Here is a 13,458-nt window from a genome sequence, read left to right as displayed (position 1 = left end):
GCTTGACTGAGTGGAGGTCATTACTTCTCAGTCAGCTAACTAACCTTTCGGTTAGAAAGTGCGCTGCATACGAACACCGAAGAGGAGTTCGTCGGTATCGGTGCCGGAGTTACCGTTGATACCGTCAACATTGGTGTTGGCGTAACCAACGTCAGCACCCATGACGAAGCCGGAGACCGGCTCCCACTGTACCGAACCGTCGATTGCCCAGCGGTCAACATCACCGATGGCTGCATTCTGGTCCATGTCAACCTGTGCGTAGGATCCGTCAGCTGCCAGACCGATGGTCGGAGTAGCCTGGATGTACACACCAGCAGATACGGAGAAACCGCTGTTGGTGTCGTCGCCGGTGTAGTCGGACACACCTGCTACGTCGGTGATGCCGTTACCGATGTAGGACAGAGCGCCGTCAGCGTAGAAGCCCTGGAAGTAGAGGTTCGAACCGGAGTTGGCGAACGGCAGGTTGACGTTCACACCAGCGCCGATTGCCCAACCGTAGTTGTCTTCACCGCCGGTAGCGTTGTTGTTGGCAACGTCCGGGTAGACCTGGTGCAGAGCACCGGAGAGCTGTGCAGAACCCCAGCCCTGGGACAGGCCGAGAGCAGCAACGACGTCAGGAGCACGTGTGCCGCCATATGCGCCGACTTCACGGTCGGAACGGTCTTCAAGAGCAAGAGTTGCGGAGAAGCCGTTGCCGAAAGCAGCGGTGTAAGCGATCTGGTTCGTGGTTACATCGGACCAGTCACGAGTGACAACACCGACAAATGCCTGACCGGTGTAGATGTTGAAGTTAGATCCGAGGTAACCAGCTGTCAGGCCGCCCCACTGGATGTAACCGGCATCAAGCTTCTGGCCAGATTCACCGTTGGTGATGTCCATGCGCAGAGCAACATAAGCACGCAGGGTGCCGAATTCGGTTGCCGTACGCGCATCGAGGTAAGCGTAGCCGCGTGTCAGCCAGGAGTAGCCATCCTGATCACGGTTGCCCCAGGGGCCATCGTCCAGAACGTTGTTGACGATGAACTGCGTACGCAGACGGCCACCAACGCGCAGGCAGGTTTCTGTGCCCGGGATGTAGTAGAAGCGAGAGCCGTAAGCGTCACAGACGCGAACGTAGTCAACCGGCTCCGGAGCAACCGGAAGATCGGCTGCCTGAGCGGTGGTAGCGGTAGCAGCAGCTGCCACGCCGAGCATCAAGCCTTTAAGTTTCATAGTAATCTCCAAGTTATTTCAGTCGCAAGCAAATAAGCAAATGTGACGCATCCCGAGCGAGAAACAAAAGTTCACGTCGATGCCCCCGCACGTCAAGAGCCGAGTCGCCTACCGCACTTGCTTAACTCTGAACAACCACTTTTCATTCCGCATCTCAAGTCCAAACGATCACCGAAAATCAGATTGCGTTAGCGCGTCGTATTTTTGCAACACATTGATAACAAAGGATTAATTTGAGTTTTTACGTCAACACAAGAAACTCCGAACCAATTTCTTGGTGCAGAGTTTTACTTTTCAAAATCTATTCTGTTTTTGAATTTATCTTGGTGTGTTTTTGGAGGCGTGATCCACCACAACCTCAGGAGCGCATCATCTCGCAAATGCAAAATGGACTCAAATAACAAAAATGTCAAATTGTCATTTCGTCTATTTGTACAAACTTCACTTATGCGCGATCAGGCAAGCAGCGGATCAGCAATCACCAGAACGGTGTCCCTCGCCCTTCCAAGACAGTGCACGCGTTTGCGCAGCGGTGACGCAATTGAAACGTGTTGCGCTTGACAGTCGAATCTATATGACTGTCCGGACTGCAATTTTTCCGGCAAGGCATAAATGAACAATCGGCTGAAGCTTGTAACCTGGAACATCAATTCCGTGCGTCTGCGCATGCCGATCGTCGAGCAACTCATAGACGAGATTTCTCCGGACGTCATCTGCTTGCAGGAGACCAAATGCCCGGACGCGAATTTCCCGGAAAATGCCTTCCGCAAGGCAGGATACGATCAGATCGCCGTCAACGGACAAAAGGGCTATCACGGTGTCGCGACCTTGTCCCGCTTGCCCCTGACCAACGTTGAAAAACGCGACTTCTGCAACGTCGGCGACAGCCGTCATGTGGCCGTCGACATCCCTTTCAACGGGTCCAGCATACGCATACATAACTTCTACGTTCCCGCAGGAGGCGACGAGCCGGATCGCGAGGTGAACCCAAAATTCGGTCACAAGCTCGACTTTTTGAAGGAGATGCAGGATTGGCTGAAGGGTTCGGAAACAGAACGTCCGGCTGTCCTGGTCGGTGACCTCAACGTTGCTCCTTATGAACACGATGTCTGGTCACACAAACAGCTATTGAAAGTCGTTTCACACACGCCGGTCGAGACTGAACTGTTCGAAAACCTTCGCGAAAGCGGAGGCTGGCTCGACGCCATGCGCCAATTCACGCCGATGGACGAAAAACTGTATACGTGGTGGAGCTACCGCGCGAAAGACTGGTCGAAGGCCGACAAAGGCCGCCGTCTGGACCATGTCTGGGTTTCCGAGCCGTTAGCGCCTTGCGTCAAGAGCACAACGGTCCTGCGTGAAGCGCGCGGATGGGAGAAACCCTCCGATCATGCGCCTGTGGTTGCCGTTTTCGAAGCGTGATCACCGCGGCCACTTACAAATCGTAGTCGATTTCAATCCGGTGTTCCGGCATGGTTGCCCATTCAAAATACCGTTTTTGAATCGACATCGTGACTTCACCGGGCGCCCCGTTGGAAAAGACCCGGTCGTCGACTTTCGTGATCGGCGCAACGCCTCCACCGGAGGTCGTGATCAGAACTTCGTCGCTTTGAAACAACTCTTCGAGCGGCAGTGACCTGATGTCGGTTGTCAAACCAAGCTCGCGGCCGATCTCAAGAACCGTTTGACGGCTGATGCCCTCAAGCACACCGGCATCGGGTGTAATGAGGCGATTGTCCTTCACGGCAAAAACATTGAAACCCGGGCCCTCTGTCACGTTGCCATCGCTGTCGAGCAGCATGACTGTCTCCGCACCGGCATCTTTCGCTTCAAAGAGGCCCTTCGTGAAATCGCCCCAATGGTAGTTCTTCACCCTGGGGTCGACACTCGCCTCAGGTATGCGCGTGACGGTCCTTGCAACGTGGATCGACGCACCGGACCTCGCAAGATCAGGCCGGATGACATGAATGTAGGGAACGCACCACGCAAAGAAGTGGTTCCGGCAATCCCGCGGATCGCGCGATCCCGGAACCATATTGACCCCTCGGCTCGTCACCATAGCAACATAGGCTCGTCTCAGCCCGGTTGCCGAAACGAGTTCATGAAGTACCGATTCGACATCACTCTCAGTCACCCCGGGATCGAGGTGCAGCGTGTTCATGGAACGAAAAAAACGGCTCAGATAGTGCTTTAGCCTGAAGAACGCCCCTTCCCAGACAGGAACCACGTCATAGGTGATGTCAGAGTGGATCAACCCCCAGTCATTCACCGGGATCGACGCTTGCGTGATCGGCATGATCTCGCCCCGCATCCAGGCCGCACCCGACGCCAGGTCAGAATGCCGGCTGTCGGCAACGTCTTCGTTTGACTGTGTCATTTTGTCACCAGCTTAGGTTTGACCCGGCTGCACCGCGGGTTTTCAAGGCCGAAGGATCACTTTCCCCCGCACCTTGCGCGCGGCGATTTCCTCCAGTGCCACTGCGATTTCTTCAAGCGGATAGACCGCGTGAATATGCGGTTTCAGCTTGCCTTCTTCCACCCAGTTGAGAAGCTGCGCCATGTTCCGCCGGTGACCGGCCGGATCGCGCTCGACCGCAGCTCCCCAGAAGACACCCAAAACATCGCATCCTTTGAGCATGACGATATTAAGGGGGATCTTCGGGATGTCACCGGCGGCAAAACCGATCACCAGAAAGCGTCCTTCCCAGCTCGTGGCACGCAGCGCCTGCTCACTGTGATCTCCGCCGACTGGATCGTAAACGACATCCACTCCCGTGCCACCGGTCAGTTCCTTGAGCCGTTGCTTGAGAGCTTCCTTCGAATAATCGATCGTCAGCTCGGCCCCTAGCGAACGGGCAAACTCGAGTTTGTCCTCAGAGGATGCGCAGGCGATCACCTTAGCTCCCATGATCGAGGCAATCTCGACCGCGGCCTGCCCGACGCCTCCGGATGCTCCCAGAACCGCAACAGTTTCACCCGCCCTCAGAGCCGCCCGGTCCTGATAGGCATGTAAAGTCGTCCCATAGGTGACCGCCAGCCCGGCCGCCACATCGAAAGAAACCCCGTCCGGGATCCTGACAAGATCTTCCGAACGGCTCAGAACTTTCTGGCGCGCTGCCCCCCATTTCATGTAGCCCATGACCCTGTCACCGACAGCCACGTCGCCGACACCGGTTCCGACCGTTTCAACGACCCCTGCAAATTCAGCGCTCGGCGAAAACGGAAAATCGGGCTTGAACTGATATTTTCCCTGAATGATCAGCGTGTCGAAAAAATTGAGCGCGCAGGCTTCAACCCGGACGACCGCTTCACCCGGGCCGGCAGTCGGCTCTTCGATATGCTCGATCACCAGATCTGACGGCGGCCCGAAGGACTTGCAAAGACAGGCTTTCAAAGGAACCTCATACTTGCGCTAAAAACGGAAGCCCCGCGTGGTCGGCCACACCGGAAACAGGCACACGATATCAAGTCTCCCTGGTCCCACATATACGCTTTCCGGATAAGTCCCGCTCAAATGCAAACAAGACCGGCAGGTTCAAATACCGGAAGGTTTGGGGTATGACGCGGCCGGTACAACATAACGGAATTGACAATGCGTGGATATTTTGCAGTCGGAGCGGAAGGTCTTTCGAAACGTATGAATCTCGGGACGCTCATGCGCTCGGCACACGCTTTCGGAGCGAGTTTTTTCTTTACCGTCGATGCGGATCATAAAATCCGCAAGGCACCGCCCTCCGATACGTCAAAAAGCCCGGGCCACCTGCCGGTCTTTACCTGGGACAGCGTTGATACCATGGATCTCCCACGCGGCTGCCAGCTGGTCGGCATCGAACTGACGGACGACTCGATTGACCTGCCGAGTTTCGGCCACCCGCTTCAGGCCGCATATGTGCTCGGACCGGAGCGTGGTTCGTTGTCACCGCAGATGCTGGAACGGTGCGATCATGTGGTCAAGATCCCCACAAAATTCTGCATCAACGTGGCCATGGCCGGTGCAATCGTCATGTATGACAGGCACCGCGCCATTGGCCGGTATGCAGACCGGTCGATCACCGCAGGCGCCCCGAAAACAGAGCCGGCAAAACATGTCAGTGGCGGCCCTGTCATGCGCACGGGGCGGAAGGTTCCGGGCACCTGACAGCTGCAGTCCGCACCTCCCGAGCCGGCACATATACCTTTGAAATGACGAGACTGCTCCGATCAGGGCGCAGTCTTTTTCAGCACGTTGACAAGCAACCGGCTTGTGAAAATCGCCATGACGGCCATCGCAGCGAAGGTTGCGAACAACCAGACCGAAGAATTCGCGGTGGCTTCAGGGTCGTTGATCGTGTTGAAACCGGTCATATTGGCAACGAGGCCTGCGACCGCCGTTCCGAATGAGACGGCAAACATCTGGATTGTGGAAAGAGCGGATGCCGCGTTTTCCTTTTCCGACATGTCGGTGAATTGCAGGGCAAACGTGTTGAGATGAGGCCAGCTCAGACCGATGCCGGCTCCGAGCAGAATGAGTGCCAGCGACAGAACAGTCGAAAGCAGTGGCCCCGCAGCTCCATACATCGGCGTTGTTATCGCCAGAACAAGGGTCCCAGCGAGCATGACGAACGGACCCGCGAGAACAACCCGGTGCATGACACGCCCCGTGAATTGCGCCGAGTAGACCTCGGCCGAGGACCAGCCGATAGACACCAGGGCCGCAATATAGCCCGCAAGCAGCGGCGACAGTCCGTGGAGCCGCTGCAGATAAAACGGCATGAAAAACTCCGCATTGACGCAAAAGATCAGGAGAGACATCACCGCGAAAGACAGGAAGAGCGTCGATCCGGGCAGCATTGCGCCTTTGGGAAACAGGCGCAGCCGTGCTGTATTTTCCCGGTGCATCAGAATCAGAATGAAGATGACGGACACAACCACACCGCTGCCTGCACCCAACGGAGATGCCGACAGCGAACCGATGGAGACCGCAAGAACAGCGCCCGCAAGCAGCAATAGCTGGACAATGGCAATCGGTGCTGCCGGTGGCAACGCGTCACCGGCGGCAGGCAGGAGTCTCCAGGCAATCAGCGTATAAACCGCAGTCACGGGAATGAGTGAGGCAAATCCCCCCCGCCAGATGTCGTATTCGGCAAAAACCCCGCCGACCGCCGGCCCGAACAGCATTGCAATGCCCCATGTGCCCGACAACAGGGCCACCGCACGCGACCAGAGCCTTTCCGGATAGGCGAACACAATCATCGCATAGCACAGCGTAAACATCATTCCGCCGCCCGTACCCTGAACGGATCTGCCGACGAGCATTATCGGCATGTCCGGCGCGGCTGCGGTGATCAGGCTGCCAAGCGCAAAGACCAAGCCTGAGACAGCAAAAGAAATCTTCGCACCCAGCCTGTTCAGGATCTTGCCCGTGACGGCAGCGCTCAAAATGGCCGCCAGCGTAAACAGGGTTGCGTTCCAGGCGTAAAGTCCCTGGCCACCGATTTCCGAAACGATGGACGGCAGCATCGTCGCCGAGATGTTGATATTGATCGCGTGCAGGATGATGCCGCCTGCCAATACAGCAGATACCGGCGCGTGCGCTCCCCAGAGAATATCGCTCCAGCGGGCGTCTTCGGGCCGTTCGAACGTTGCTGTCATGCGTGTTTGTCTCCACGGTTCGACGTTGGTGAAATTCAACGTCGCGCCTTGTACGGCCTCAACCTAAGTTGAGGTCAATCCGGTGTCGAAAACTTTTTTTTCGGGCATCACCGCGCGGACTGGAGACATAGCCCTCGTGCGGAAATCGGCCAGATCGTAGCCTTGGCTAGTCGACGTCGACCGCCTCGTCAGCTTCGATCAACTGGCGAAGCCGGCCAAAGGCAAGGCGGATCCGGGATTTCACGGTTCCAAGCGGCAGTCCGGTAGCCTCGGAGATTTCACTGTGAGACTGCCCCAGAAAGAAAGCCAGCCGGACCACTTCCATCTGTTCGTCGGGAAGCTTGGCAAGCGCAACACGCACGCGTTCCTCGCGAAGCCGCGCATCCATTTCCTCCGAGACGTCGGGCAGAGCCGACGGCTGCAGGGCCGGTTCTTCCGGATCCAGCTCTGCGGTCTTTTGTCGCCGCAGGCGGTCGATACGCCGGTTGCGGGCGACTCGGAAGAGCCATGTGCTTGCCGAGGACTTTTTGGGATCGAAAAGGTCTGCCTTGCGCCAGAGCGTCACCATGACATCCTGCGCGATTTCCTCCGCAATGGCTGCATCGGCACCCTGTTTCATCAAGTACCCCTTCAGCCGTGGAGCAAAATGATCAAACAATTCAACAAATGCAGCCTTGTCGCGGTCAACCGCGACCCTGACGATCAGATCTGAAAAATACTGCGCCTGCACCAAAAGCCGTCTTACTCCCTGTCCGACCCTATTCTTTAGCAGGTTCGAAACATTTCGAAAGAGGGTTCAAGACTTTCTGCCACACTGTCGCCGCGATTAACCGCAAGAGCCAATACAGGAACACAAAAAAGATTAATCAGCAGAAACGTCAGAAACCCGGAATTGCCTCGTCAAGGCTTCAACCCTTTCGTAACCCGCTTTAAGTTATCATTAAAGCAAGGTTTATAAGACAGACGGCAATTGCATCAAATTTGACGAAAACTCATAGCCAAATGGTGTGGAGATGATGAAAGCAAAATCGCTGGTACTGGCCCTCGCAGGTCTAGCCGTTTCGAGTGCAGCAGCTTTCGCACAAACCCCGACGCTTCTGAAGCAGCACAAGGATTGGGCGGCGTATACTTCCCCGAGCGGTGGCGGCAAGGTCTGCTATGCTCTGACGAAACCCACGACAATGTTGCCGGGAGACCGGAATCATGGGGACGTGTTCTTTTTCGTGACGTCCCGGCCTGCTGAAAACGTCTCGTCCGAACCGAGCCTTCAGGTCGGGTATCCGTTCAAGGACAAGTCTTCCGTATCGGTCAACGTGGACGGCAAGGACTTTGCGCTTTTCACGAACAATGACGGAGCGTGGGTCGAAAACGCGGCGACCGAGGCACAACTGGTTGCCGCCATGAAGGCCGGCCGGGAAATGACGGTCAATGGCGAATCCAGCCGCGGCACCCGGACGACCTACAAGTTCTCGCTGTCCGGCGTCACGGCTGCCATCGACACGGCTCTGCAGGCCTGCCGCTAACGGGTTTTGTTAAGCGGACTGAATTGCCCGGCCAGGTATTTCCTGGCCGGGTGTCTTGTCGTATGTCCGTCCCATGCTGCACAGGCATGCCTCCAATGCGCGCCATAGCTTGATTTTTCAGCCAATCTGTGGTTTTGGAACCGCTTGAGTTTAAGCCTGCCGCGGTGGGCGATCCGGCAGCCGTGTCACCAGATATCGACACGTTGACGAGAGCCGGACACGAGACGGATCACGACATGGCGACAACACTCGACATCGCGCGGGACAATCCCAACGCGCCAACAGTTACAGCCGCTGCGGCTGCATCCCTTTCCGCAGATGACAAGCCGACGCTGGTCGGATTTTCCCGCCAGGAACTGGGCGAAGCGCTCGGAACGATCGGTGTTCCCGAGAAACAGTGGCGTATGCGTGCCTCGCAGCTCTGGCACTGGCTCTATGTGCGCGGCGTTTCAGATTTCTCGCAGATGACCAATATCGCCAAGGATCTGCGCGCAAAGCTCGATGAAGCCTTCACAATCGCCCGGCCGGAAATCGTGTCCGAACAGATTTCGGTCGACGGCACGCGAAAATGGCTGTTCCGCTTTCCGCCGCGCGGAGCCGGTCGTCCCGTTGAAGTCGAAACGGTCTACATTCCCGAGGAAGGCCGAGGAACACTCTGTGTATCTTCGCAGGTCGGGTGCACACTGACCTGCACCTTCTGCCACACCGGCACGCAAAAGCTGGTGCGGAACCTCACAGCCGAAGAAATTCTGTCCCAGATTCTCATGGCACGTGACAGGCTGGGCGATTTTCCCGACGCCGCGACCCCCCAAGGCGCGATCGTTCCGTCCGAAGGGCGCCTTGTCTCCAACATCGTGATGATGGGCATGGGAGAGCCGCTCTACAACTTCGAGAATGTCAAAAAAGCACTTCTGATCGCCTCCGATGGAGACGGCCTCTCGCTTTCCAAGCGACGCATAACCCTGTCGACATCGGGTGTCGTGCCCGAAATATTCCGCACAGGTGACGAAATCGGTTGCATGCTCGCAATCTCGCTGCATGCGGTCCGTGACGATCTGCGGGACGTGCTGGTTCCGATCAACAAGAAATGGAACACAGAGGCGCTTCTTGCCGCATGCCGTCAGTATCCGGGCCTTTCCAACGCCAAACGGATTACATTCGAATATGTGATGCTGAAGGACGTGAACGACAGCAATCAGGATGCGCTGGATCTTGTGCGTCTGCTCAAGGGCATTCCCGCCAAGATCAACCTGATCCCGTTCAATCCCTGGCCGGGATCGCAATATGAGTGCTCCGACTGGGAACGGATTGAGGAATTTGCCGACATCGTCAATCGCGCCGGATATGCCTCGCCCATCCGCACGCCCCGCGGACGAGACATTTTTGCCGCTTGCGGCCAGCTCAAGTCGGCGTCCGAGCGCATGCGCAAGAAGGACCGCGAGGCAATAGCCGCTTCCTGACCTCACTTTTTTGCGCTTTGCAGTTTCAATCGAATGATTTTTGCATTTGCCCGCTGGCGTCACGGAAATTGACTGTGAAAACGCCGGCTTTCCCGGGCGCGGCGATCAAGCCTGCACACAACCGGGTGAAGCTGAAACAGTTCGTCATGGAAAGAGGCAGGGGTTGTATTATTTTAAGGAATGGACACGTTTCTGGGGAGGGGCTCGCCAAAGCGTAACTTTGGGAGACAGTGCATTATGAGCAAACAGATTTTGATACTCATTGTCCTGCTTATCCTTTCAGGCGTTCTCGTGGACGCCTTTGCACAGACCCAATCGTTCGACAGTCACATTGCGATTGAAGATCCAGCGGACCTCAGCAAGGAAGACGCCCGGAAGATCTACGACGATCTCAAGAGCAGAATGGGCGACCTTTACGCCATCGCGGATCTGCCGGAGATCGAGGGATATCAGTCCTGGAAGCTGTTCAATGACGCGCCTTATGTTTCGGCCACTCACGGCCAGCGCTACGTCAACAACTATGCCAACGCGATTGCAGTCAATTACGCGATCCTGAAGGCAGGCGAGAAATTACCGGTCGGATCCGTGCTTGCTAAGGACAGCATTACGGTGACGGGAGACGGCCGCATCTTCCCGGGTGCCATGTTCGGAATGGAAAAGCTCGCCGAAGGAACAAGTCCGGAGACCGCCGACTGGCGCTATTTCATGGTGATCCCGGATGGCTCCATCGTGGGTGATACAACAGGCGACAATCCGCAGCTCATGACCTATTGCCACGAATGTCATCTTGCGGTCGAGGATCGGGATTTTACCTTCTATGTTCCGGAAGGGTACCGGGTTCAGGAGTAATCTCCGACTGTGTCGACGCGACAATAGTGCGAACACCATGAGCACGGTTCGCACCAGAAAAAAGGCCGCCCGGAGGCGGCCTTTCGTTTTCAGATCCGGGCCGATCAGACAAGACCTGCCTTGGTTAGCGGCAGGTTGGTGACCCAATCGTCTTTCGCTGCCGCGATGGCATTGGCGACTGCCGGACCGATCGGAGGTGTACCAGGCTCGCCGATACCTGTCGGTGCTTCGTTCGAAGCAACGATATGGACCTCGATTTCCGGCATGTCCGATATGCGGATCGGCTCGTAGGTATCGAAGTTGGTCTCTTCAACGACACCATCTGCAAGTGTCACCTGGTTGCGCAGGATTGCACCGAGACCGTACCCGATGCCGCCTTCGACCTGGGCCCGGATGTTGTCCGGGTTGATCGGTGTGCCGCAATCGACGGCAGCAACCACTTTCTCGACCTTCACAGTGCCATCGTCGCGGAAGGAGATTTCCGCAACCTCTGCAACGTAGGAACCGAAGGACTTGTGTACGGCAACACCGCGATGCCGTCCTTCAGGTGCTGGCGTGTCCCAGCCGGCCTTTTCAGCCGCCAGTTTCAGCACCTCGACCTTTCTCGGGTCGTCCTTGATCATCTCAAGACGATAGGCGACCGGATCCTTGCCGGCTTCCTTGGCGATGCGGTCGACCATGGTCTCCATCACATACGCCGTGTGGGTGTGTCCCACCGAACGCCACCACAGAACCGGTACCTTCGTTTCCTGGAAGGACTGGTCCATGTTCATGAGCGGGAACGCATATGTCGTGTCGTGGGCGCCTTCCGTCATGTTGTGATCGACACCGTCCTTCATAAGCATGGCTTCAAAAGGCGTGCCCTTGACGATCGACTTGGCCGCAATGTTGTACTTGAACGCGGTGACACTGTTGTCGGCATCAAGACCAACCTTGATCTTGTGCGCCGACATCGGACGGTAGTAACCGCCGGCCATGTCGTCTTCGCGGGTCCACACGATCTTTATCGGCGCAGGATCCATCCCCGCCGCCAGCATCGCCTTCGCCAGGAAAGCAACTTCAGCGACCGGATGACTGTCCGCTTGTGCCCGCCTGCCGAAGGATCCGCCGGCCCACATCGTGTTGATCTTGACCTTCTCGAAGGGAACCTCGAGGATCGTCGCAGCGACGTTGTGATCGATCGTCTGGATCTGCGAACCGAGCCAGAGCTCAGCCGTTTCGCCATCGTAGAGCAGAGCCGCATCGAGCGGTTCCATGGCACCATGGGCCAGGAACGGAAACTCGAAATCGGCCTCGATGACACGATCGGAGGCTTCAAGCGCCGCGTCGACATCGCCGTCTTCGCGAACCTTAACGCCCGGTTTGCCGGTCATGTCTTTGAGCTCGGCCATCATGGCATCGCTGGACCGGGTTTCCGCTTCGCTGTCGTCCCATTCGATTTCAAGAAGATCCCGCGCCTTGATCGCCGGCCAGGTGGAGGCGGCGACGACCGCGACACCGTTCGGGATCTGCAGCACGTTGACGACACCAGGCACCTTCATTGCTTCTGCGGCATCGAAGGATTTCAGCTTGCCGCCGAAACGCGGTGAGCGGGCAACGACGGCAACCAGGAGATCGTCTCTCTGGAAATCCATCGTGTAGGTGCCGGGTGCACCGACGGTCTTGTTCTTGACGTCAACACGGGGGAACGACTTGCCGATATAGACCCACTGATCGGGCGTTTTCAGCGTCGGTTCTGCCGGAACATCCTGCTGAGCGGCGAGGCCGGCCAGGTCGCCAAGAGTTGCCGATTGACCGGATGAGTGGCTGACAACGCCGTTCGAGACCGTGATCTCTTCCGCCGGTACGCCCCATTCCTGAGCGGCCGCGGCAACGATCATCGCCTTCGCGGCAGCGCCGGCCTGCCGGTACTGCATGAAGGAGTTGGCCATGGCAGTGGAGCCACCGGTACCCTGAACACCGAACAGGGTATTGGCATAAACCTGCGGGTTGGATGGGGCGTGTTCGGCAGATACCTGCTCCCAGGACGCGTCGAGTTCATCGGCAACCAGCGTCGTGAGACCCGTTGCCGTCCCCTGTCCCTTGTCCAGATGCTTTGACAGCACCACAACCGTATTGTCGGGGCGGATATGCACGAACGGCTGGATCAGCTCGCCGTCGCCTGCGGCAGCTTCTGCGCCGCGCGGCAGGTTCATCGCGAGCACAAGCCCGCCGACGGTACCCGCGGATATCTTCAGGAAGGTACGGCGGGTCGGTTTGGCCGCCTCAAGCGGCTTTTGCAGCAGATGCAACATGATCAACCCTCCATCTTGTCGGCAGCAAGGTGGATTGCCTTGCGGATACGGGCGTAAGTTGCACACCGGCAAACGTTTCCGTCCATGGCTGCGTCGATATCTTCGTCAGTCGGTTTTGGCGTTTCGCTGAGCAGAGCCGTCGCCGCCATGATCTGTCCGGACTGGCAATAACCGCATTGCGGCACATCCAATTCGTTCCAGGCGGCCTGAACAGCTGTTGCCGCCTTGCCGTCGACACCTTCGATCGTGGTGATTTCAGCACCTTCGAGGTCTCCGACGAATGTCTGGCAGGATCGGATCGGGACACCGTCCCAATGGACCGTACAGGCGCCGCAGGAGGCTATGCCACAACCGAACTTCGTTCCCGTCATTCCGAGTTCGTCGCGCAGGGCCCATAGCAGCGGGCTTTCGGGGTCGGCATCAAGCGTGCGCGTTTCCCCGTTGATTTTGAGTGTTATTGACATGAAGGGCGTCTCCCTTGGCTGGCCT

At 57.2% G+C, this 13,458-nt stretch carries 12 protein-coding genes; 5 read left to right on the top strand and 7 right to left on the bottom strand.

From position 1 onward, the window contains the following. Positions 1 to 51 precede the first annotated feature (51 nt). On the bottom strand, positions 52 to 1,212 hold the full coding sequence (locus Q0915_RS21855; protein WP_299478757.1) for a porin: 1,161 nt from the start codon (positions 1,210 to 1,212) through the stop codon (positions 52 to 54). A gap of 612 nt (positions 1,213 to 1,824) precedes the next feature. Here Q0915_RS21855 and xth point away from each other — a divergent pair. Continuing rightward, positions 1,825 to 2,634 carry an exodeoxyribonuclease III gene (xth, locus tag Q0915_RS21850; RefSeq protein WP_299478754.1) on the top strand — a complete coding sequence of 270 codons (810 nt, stop codon included), beginning with the start codon at positions 1,825 to 1,827 and terminating at the stop codon, positions 2,632 to 2,634. Positions 2,635 to 2,647: 13 nt separating this feature from the next. Here xth and Q0915_RS21845 read toward each other — a convergent pair whose 3' ends face one another. Both Q0915_RS21845 and Q0915_RS21840 read right to left on the bottom strand, forming a co-directional pair. Beyond that, positions 2,648 to 3,589: an aminotransferase class IV gene (locus Q0915_RS21845; protein ID WP_299478751.1), complete on the bottom strand. Its 942-nt coding sequence runs from the start codon at positions 3,587 to 3,589 to the stop codon at positions 2,648 to 2,650. A gap of 42 nt (positions 3,590 to 3,631) precedes the next feature. Beyond that, the gene (locus Q0915_RS21840) at positions 3,632 to 4,606 is read right to left on the bottom strand and encodes an NADPH:quinone oxidoreductase family protein (RefSeq protein ID WP_299478748.1); all 975 of its coding nucleotides are present in this window, start codon (positions 4,604 to 4,606) and stop codon (positions 3,632 to 3,634) included. A 198-nt stretch (positions 4,607 to 4,804) separates the two neighbouring features. Between Q0915_RS21840 and Q0915_RS21835 the strand changes: the two genes are divergently transcribed. Then, positions 4,805 to 5,350, top strand: coding sequence for an RNA methyltransferase (locus Q0915_RS21835; protein WP_299478746.1), 546 nt, complete (start codon positions 4,805 to 4,807; stop codon positions 5,348 to 5,350). 62 nt (positions 5,351 to 5,412) lie between these two features. Here the strand turns inward: Q0915_RS21835 and Q0915_RS21830 are convergent, their stop codons facing one another. Both Q0915_RS21830 and Q0915_RS21825 read right to left on the bottom strand, forming a co-directional pair. After that, positions 5,413 to 6,843, bottom strand: coding sequence for an MFS transporter (locus Q0915_RS21830; RefSeq protein ID WP_299478743.1), 1,431 nt, complete (start codon positions 6,841 to 6,843; stop codon positions 5,413 to 5,415). Positions 6,844 to 7,009: 166 nt separating this feature from the next. After that, on the bottom strand, positions 7,010 to 7,576 hold the full coding sequence (locus Q0915_RS21825) for a sigma-70 family RNA polymerase sigma factor (RefSeq protein WP_299478740.1): 567 nt from the start codon (positions 7,574 to 7,576) through the stop codon (positions 7,010 to 7,012). A gap of 280 nt (positions 7,577 to 7,856) precedes the next feature. Between Q0915_RS21825 and Q0915_RS21820 the strand changes: the two genes are divergently transcribed. The 3 genes from Q0915_RS21820 (at position 7,857) to Q0915_RS21810 (ending at position 10,675) form a co-directional block, all read left to right on the top strand. After that, complete coding sequence (locus Q0915_RS21820; protein WP_299478737.1) at positions 7,857 to 8,366, top strand: invasion associated locus B family protein; 510 nt, start codon at positions 7,857 to 7,859, stop codon at positions 8,364 to 8,366. Positions 8,367 to 8,602: 236 nt separating this feature from the next. Further along, complete coding sequence (rlmN, locus tag Q0915_RS21815; protein ID WP_299479163.1) at positions 8,603 to 9,826, top strand: 23S rRNA (adenine(2503)-C(2))-methyltransferase RlmN; 1,224 nt, start codon at positions 8,603 to 8,605, stop codon at positions 9,824 to 9,826. A 237-nt stretch (positions 9,827 to 10,063) separates the two neighbouring features. After that, on the top strand, positions 10,064 to 10,675 hold the full coding sequence (locus Q0915_RS21810) for a cytochrome P460 family protein (protein ID WP_299478734.1): 612 nt from the start codon (positions 10,064 to 10,066) through the stop codon (positions 10,673 to 10,675). 104 nt (positions 10,676 to 10,779) lie between these two features. On the opposite strand, the gene Q0915_RS21805 is transcribed toward Q0915_RS21810, so the two are convergent. Both Q0915_RS21805 and Q0915_RS21800 read right to left on the bottom strand, forming a co-directional pair. Continuing rightward, a complete protein-coding gene (locus tag Q0915_RS21805) occupies positions 10,780 to 12,969 on the bottom strand; it encodes a molybdopterin cofactor-binding domain-containing protein (protein WP_299478731.1) in 2,190 nt (729 codons plus the stop codon). Between the two features lie 2 nt (positions 12,970 to 12,971). Next, positions 12,972 to 13,433, bottom strand: a complete 462-nt coding sequence (locus tag Q0915_RS21800) for a (2Fe-2S)-binding protein (RefSeq protein WP_299478728.1) — start codon at positions 13,431 to 13,433, stop codon at positions 12,972 to 12,974. Positions 13,434 to 13,458: the final 25 nt, after the last annotated feature.

It is taken from the genome of uncultured Roseibium sp., from assembly GCF_947494555.1.
GTDB lineage: Bacteria > Pseudomonadota > Alphaproteobacteria > Rhizobiales > Stappiaceae > Roseibium.
This window is presented reverse-complemented; position numbering and strand designations above follow the sequence as displayed.

What these genes read in the sequence shown, in the direction of transcription:
- Q0915_RS21855 (WP_299478757.1), bottom strand. Translation starts at nt 1,212, where the DNA reads ATGAAACTTAAAGGCTTGATGCTCGGCGTGGCAGCTGCTGCTACCGCT.
- xth (WP_299478754.1), top strand. Translation starts at nt 1,825, where the DNA reads ATGAACAATCGGCTGAAGCTTGTAACCTGGAACATCAATTCCGTGCGT.
- Q0915_RS21845 (WP_299478751.1), bottom strand. Translation starts at nt 3,589, where the DNA reads ATGACACAGTCAAACGAAGACGTTGCCGACAGCCGGCATTCTGACCTG.
- Q0915_RS21835 (WP_299478746.1), top strand. Translation starts at nt 4,805, where the DNA reads ATGCGTGGATATTTTGCAGTCGGAGCGGAAGGTCTTTCGAAACGTATG.
- Q0915_RS21830 (WP_299478743.1), bottom strand. Translation starts at nt 6,843, where the DNA reads ATGACAGCAACGTTCGAACGGCCCGAAGACGCCCGCTGGAGCGATATT.
- Q0915_RS21820 (WP_299478737.1), top strand. Translation starts at nt 7,857, where the DNA reads ATGATGAAAGCAAAATCGCTGGTACTGGCCCTCGCAGGTCTAGCCGTT.
- rlmN (WP_299479163.1), top strand. Translation starts at nt 8,603, where the DNA reads ATGGCGACAACACTCGACATCGCGCGGGACAATCCCAACGCGCCAACA.
- Q0915_RS21810 (WP_299478734.1), top strand. Translation starts at nt 10,064, where the DNA reads ATGAGCAAACAGATTTTGATACTCATTGTCCTGCTTATCCTTTCAGGC.
- Q0915_RS21805 (WP_299478731.1), bottom strand. Translation starts at nt 12,969, where the DNA reads ATGTTGCATCTGCTGCAAAAGCCGCTTGAGGCGGCCAAACCGACCCGC.
- Q0915_RS21800 (WP_299478728.1), bottom strand. Translation starts at nt 13,433, where the DNA reads ATGTCAATAACACTCAAAATCAACGGGGAAACGCGCACGCTTGATGCC.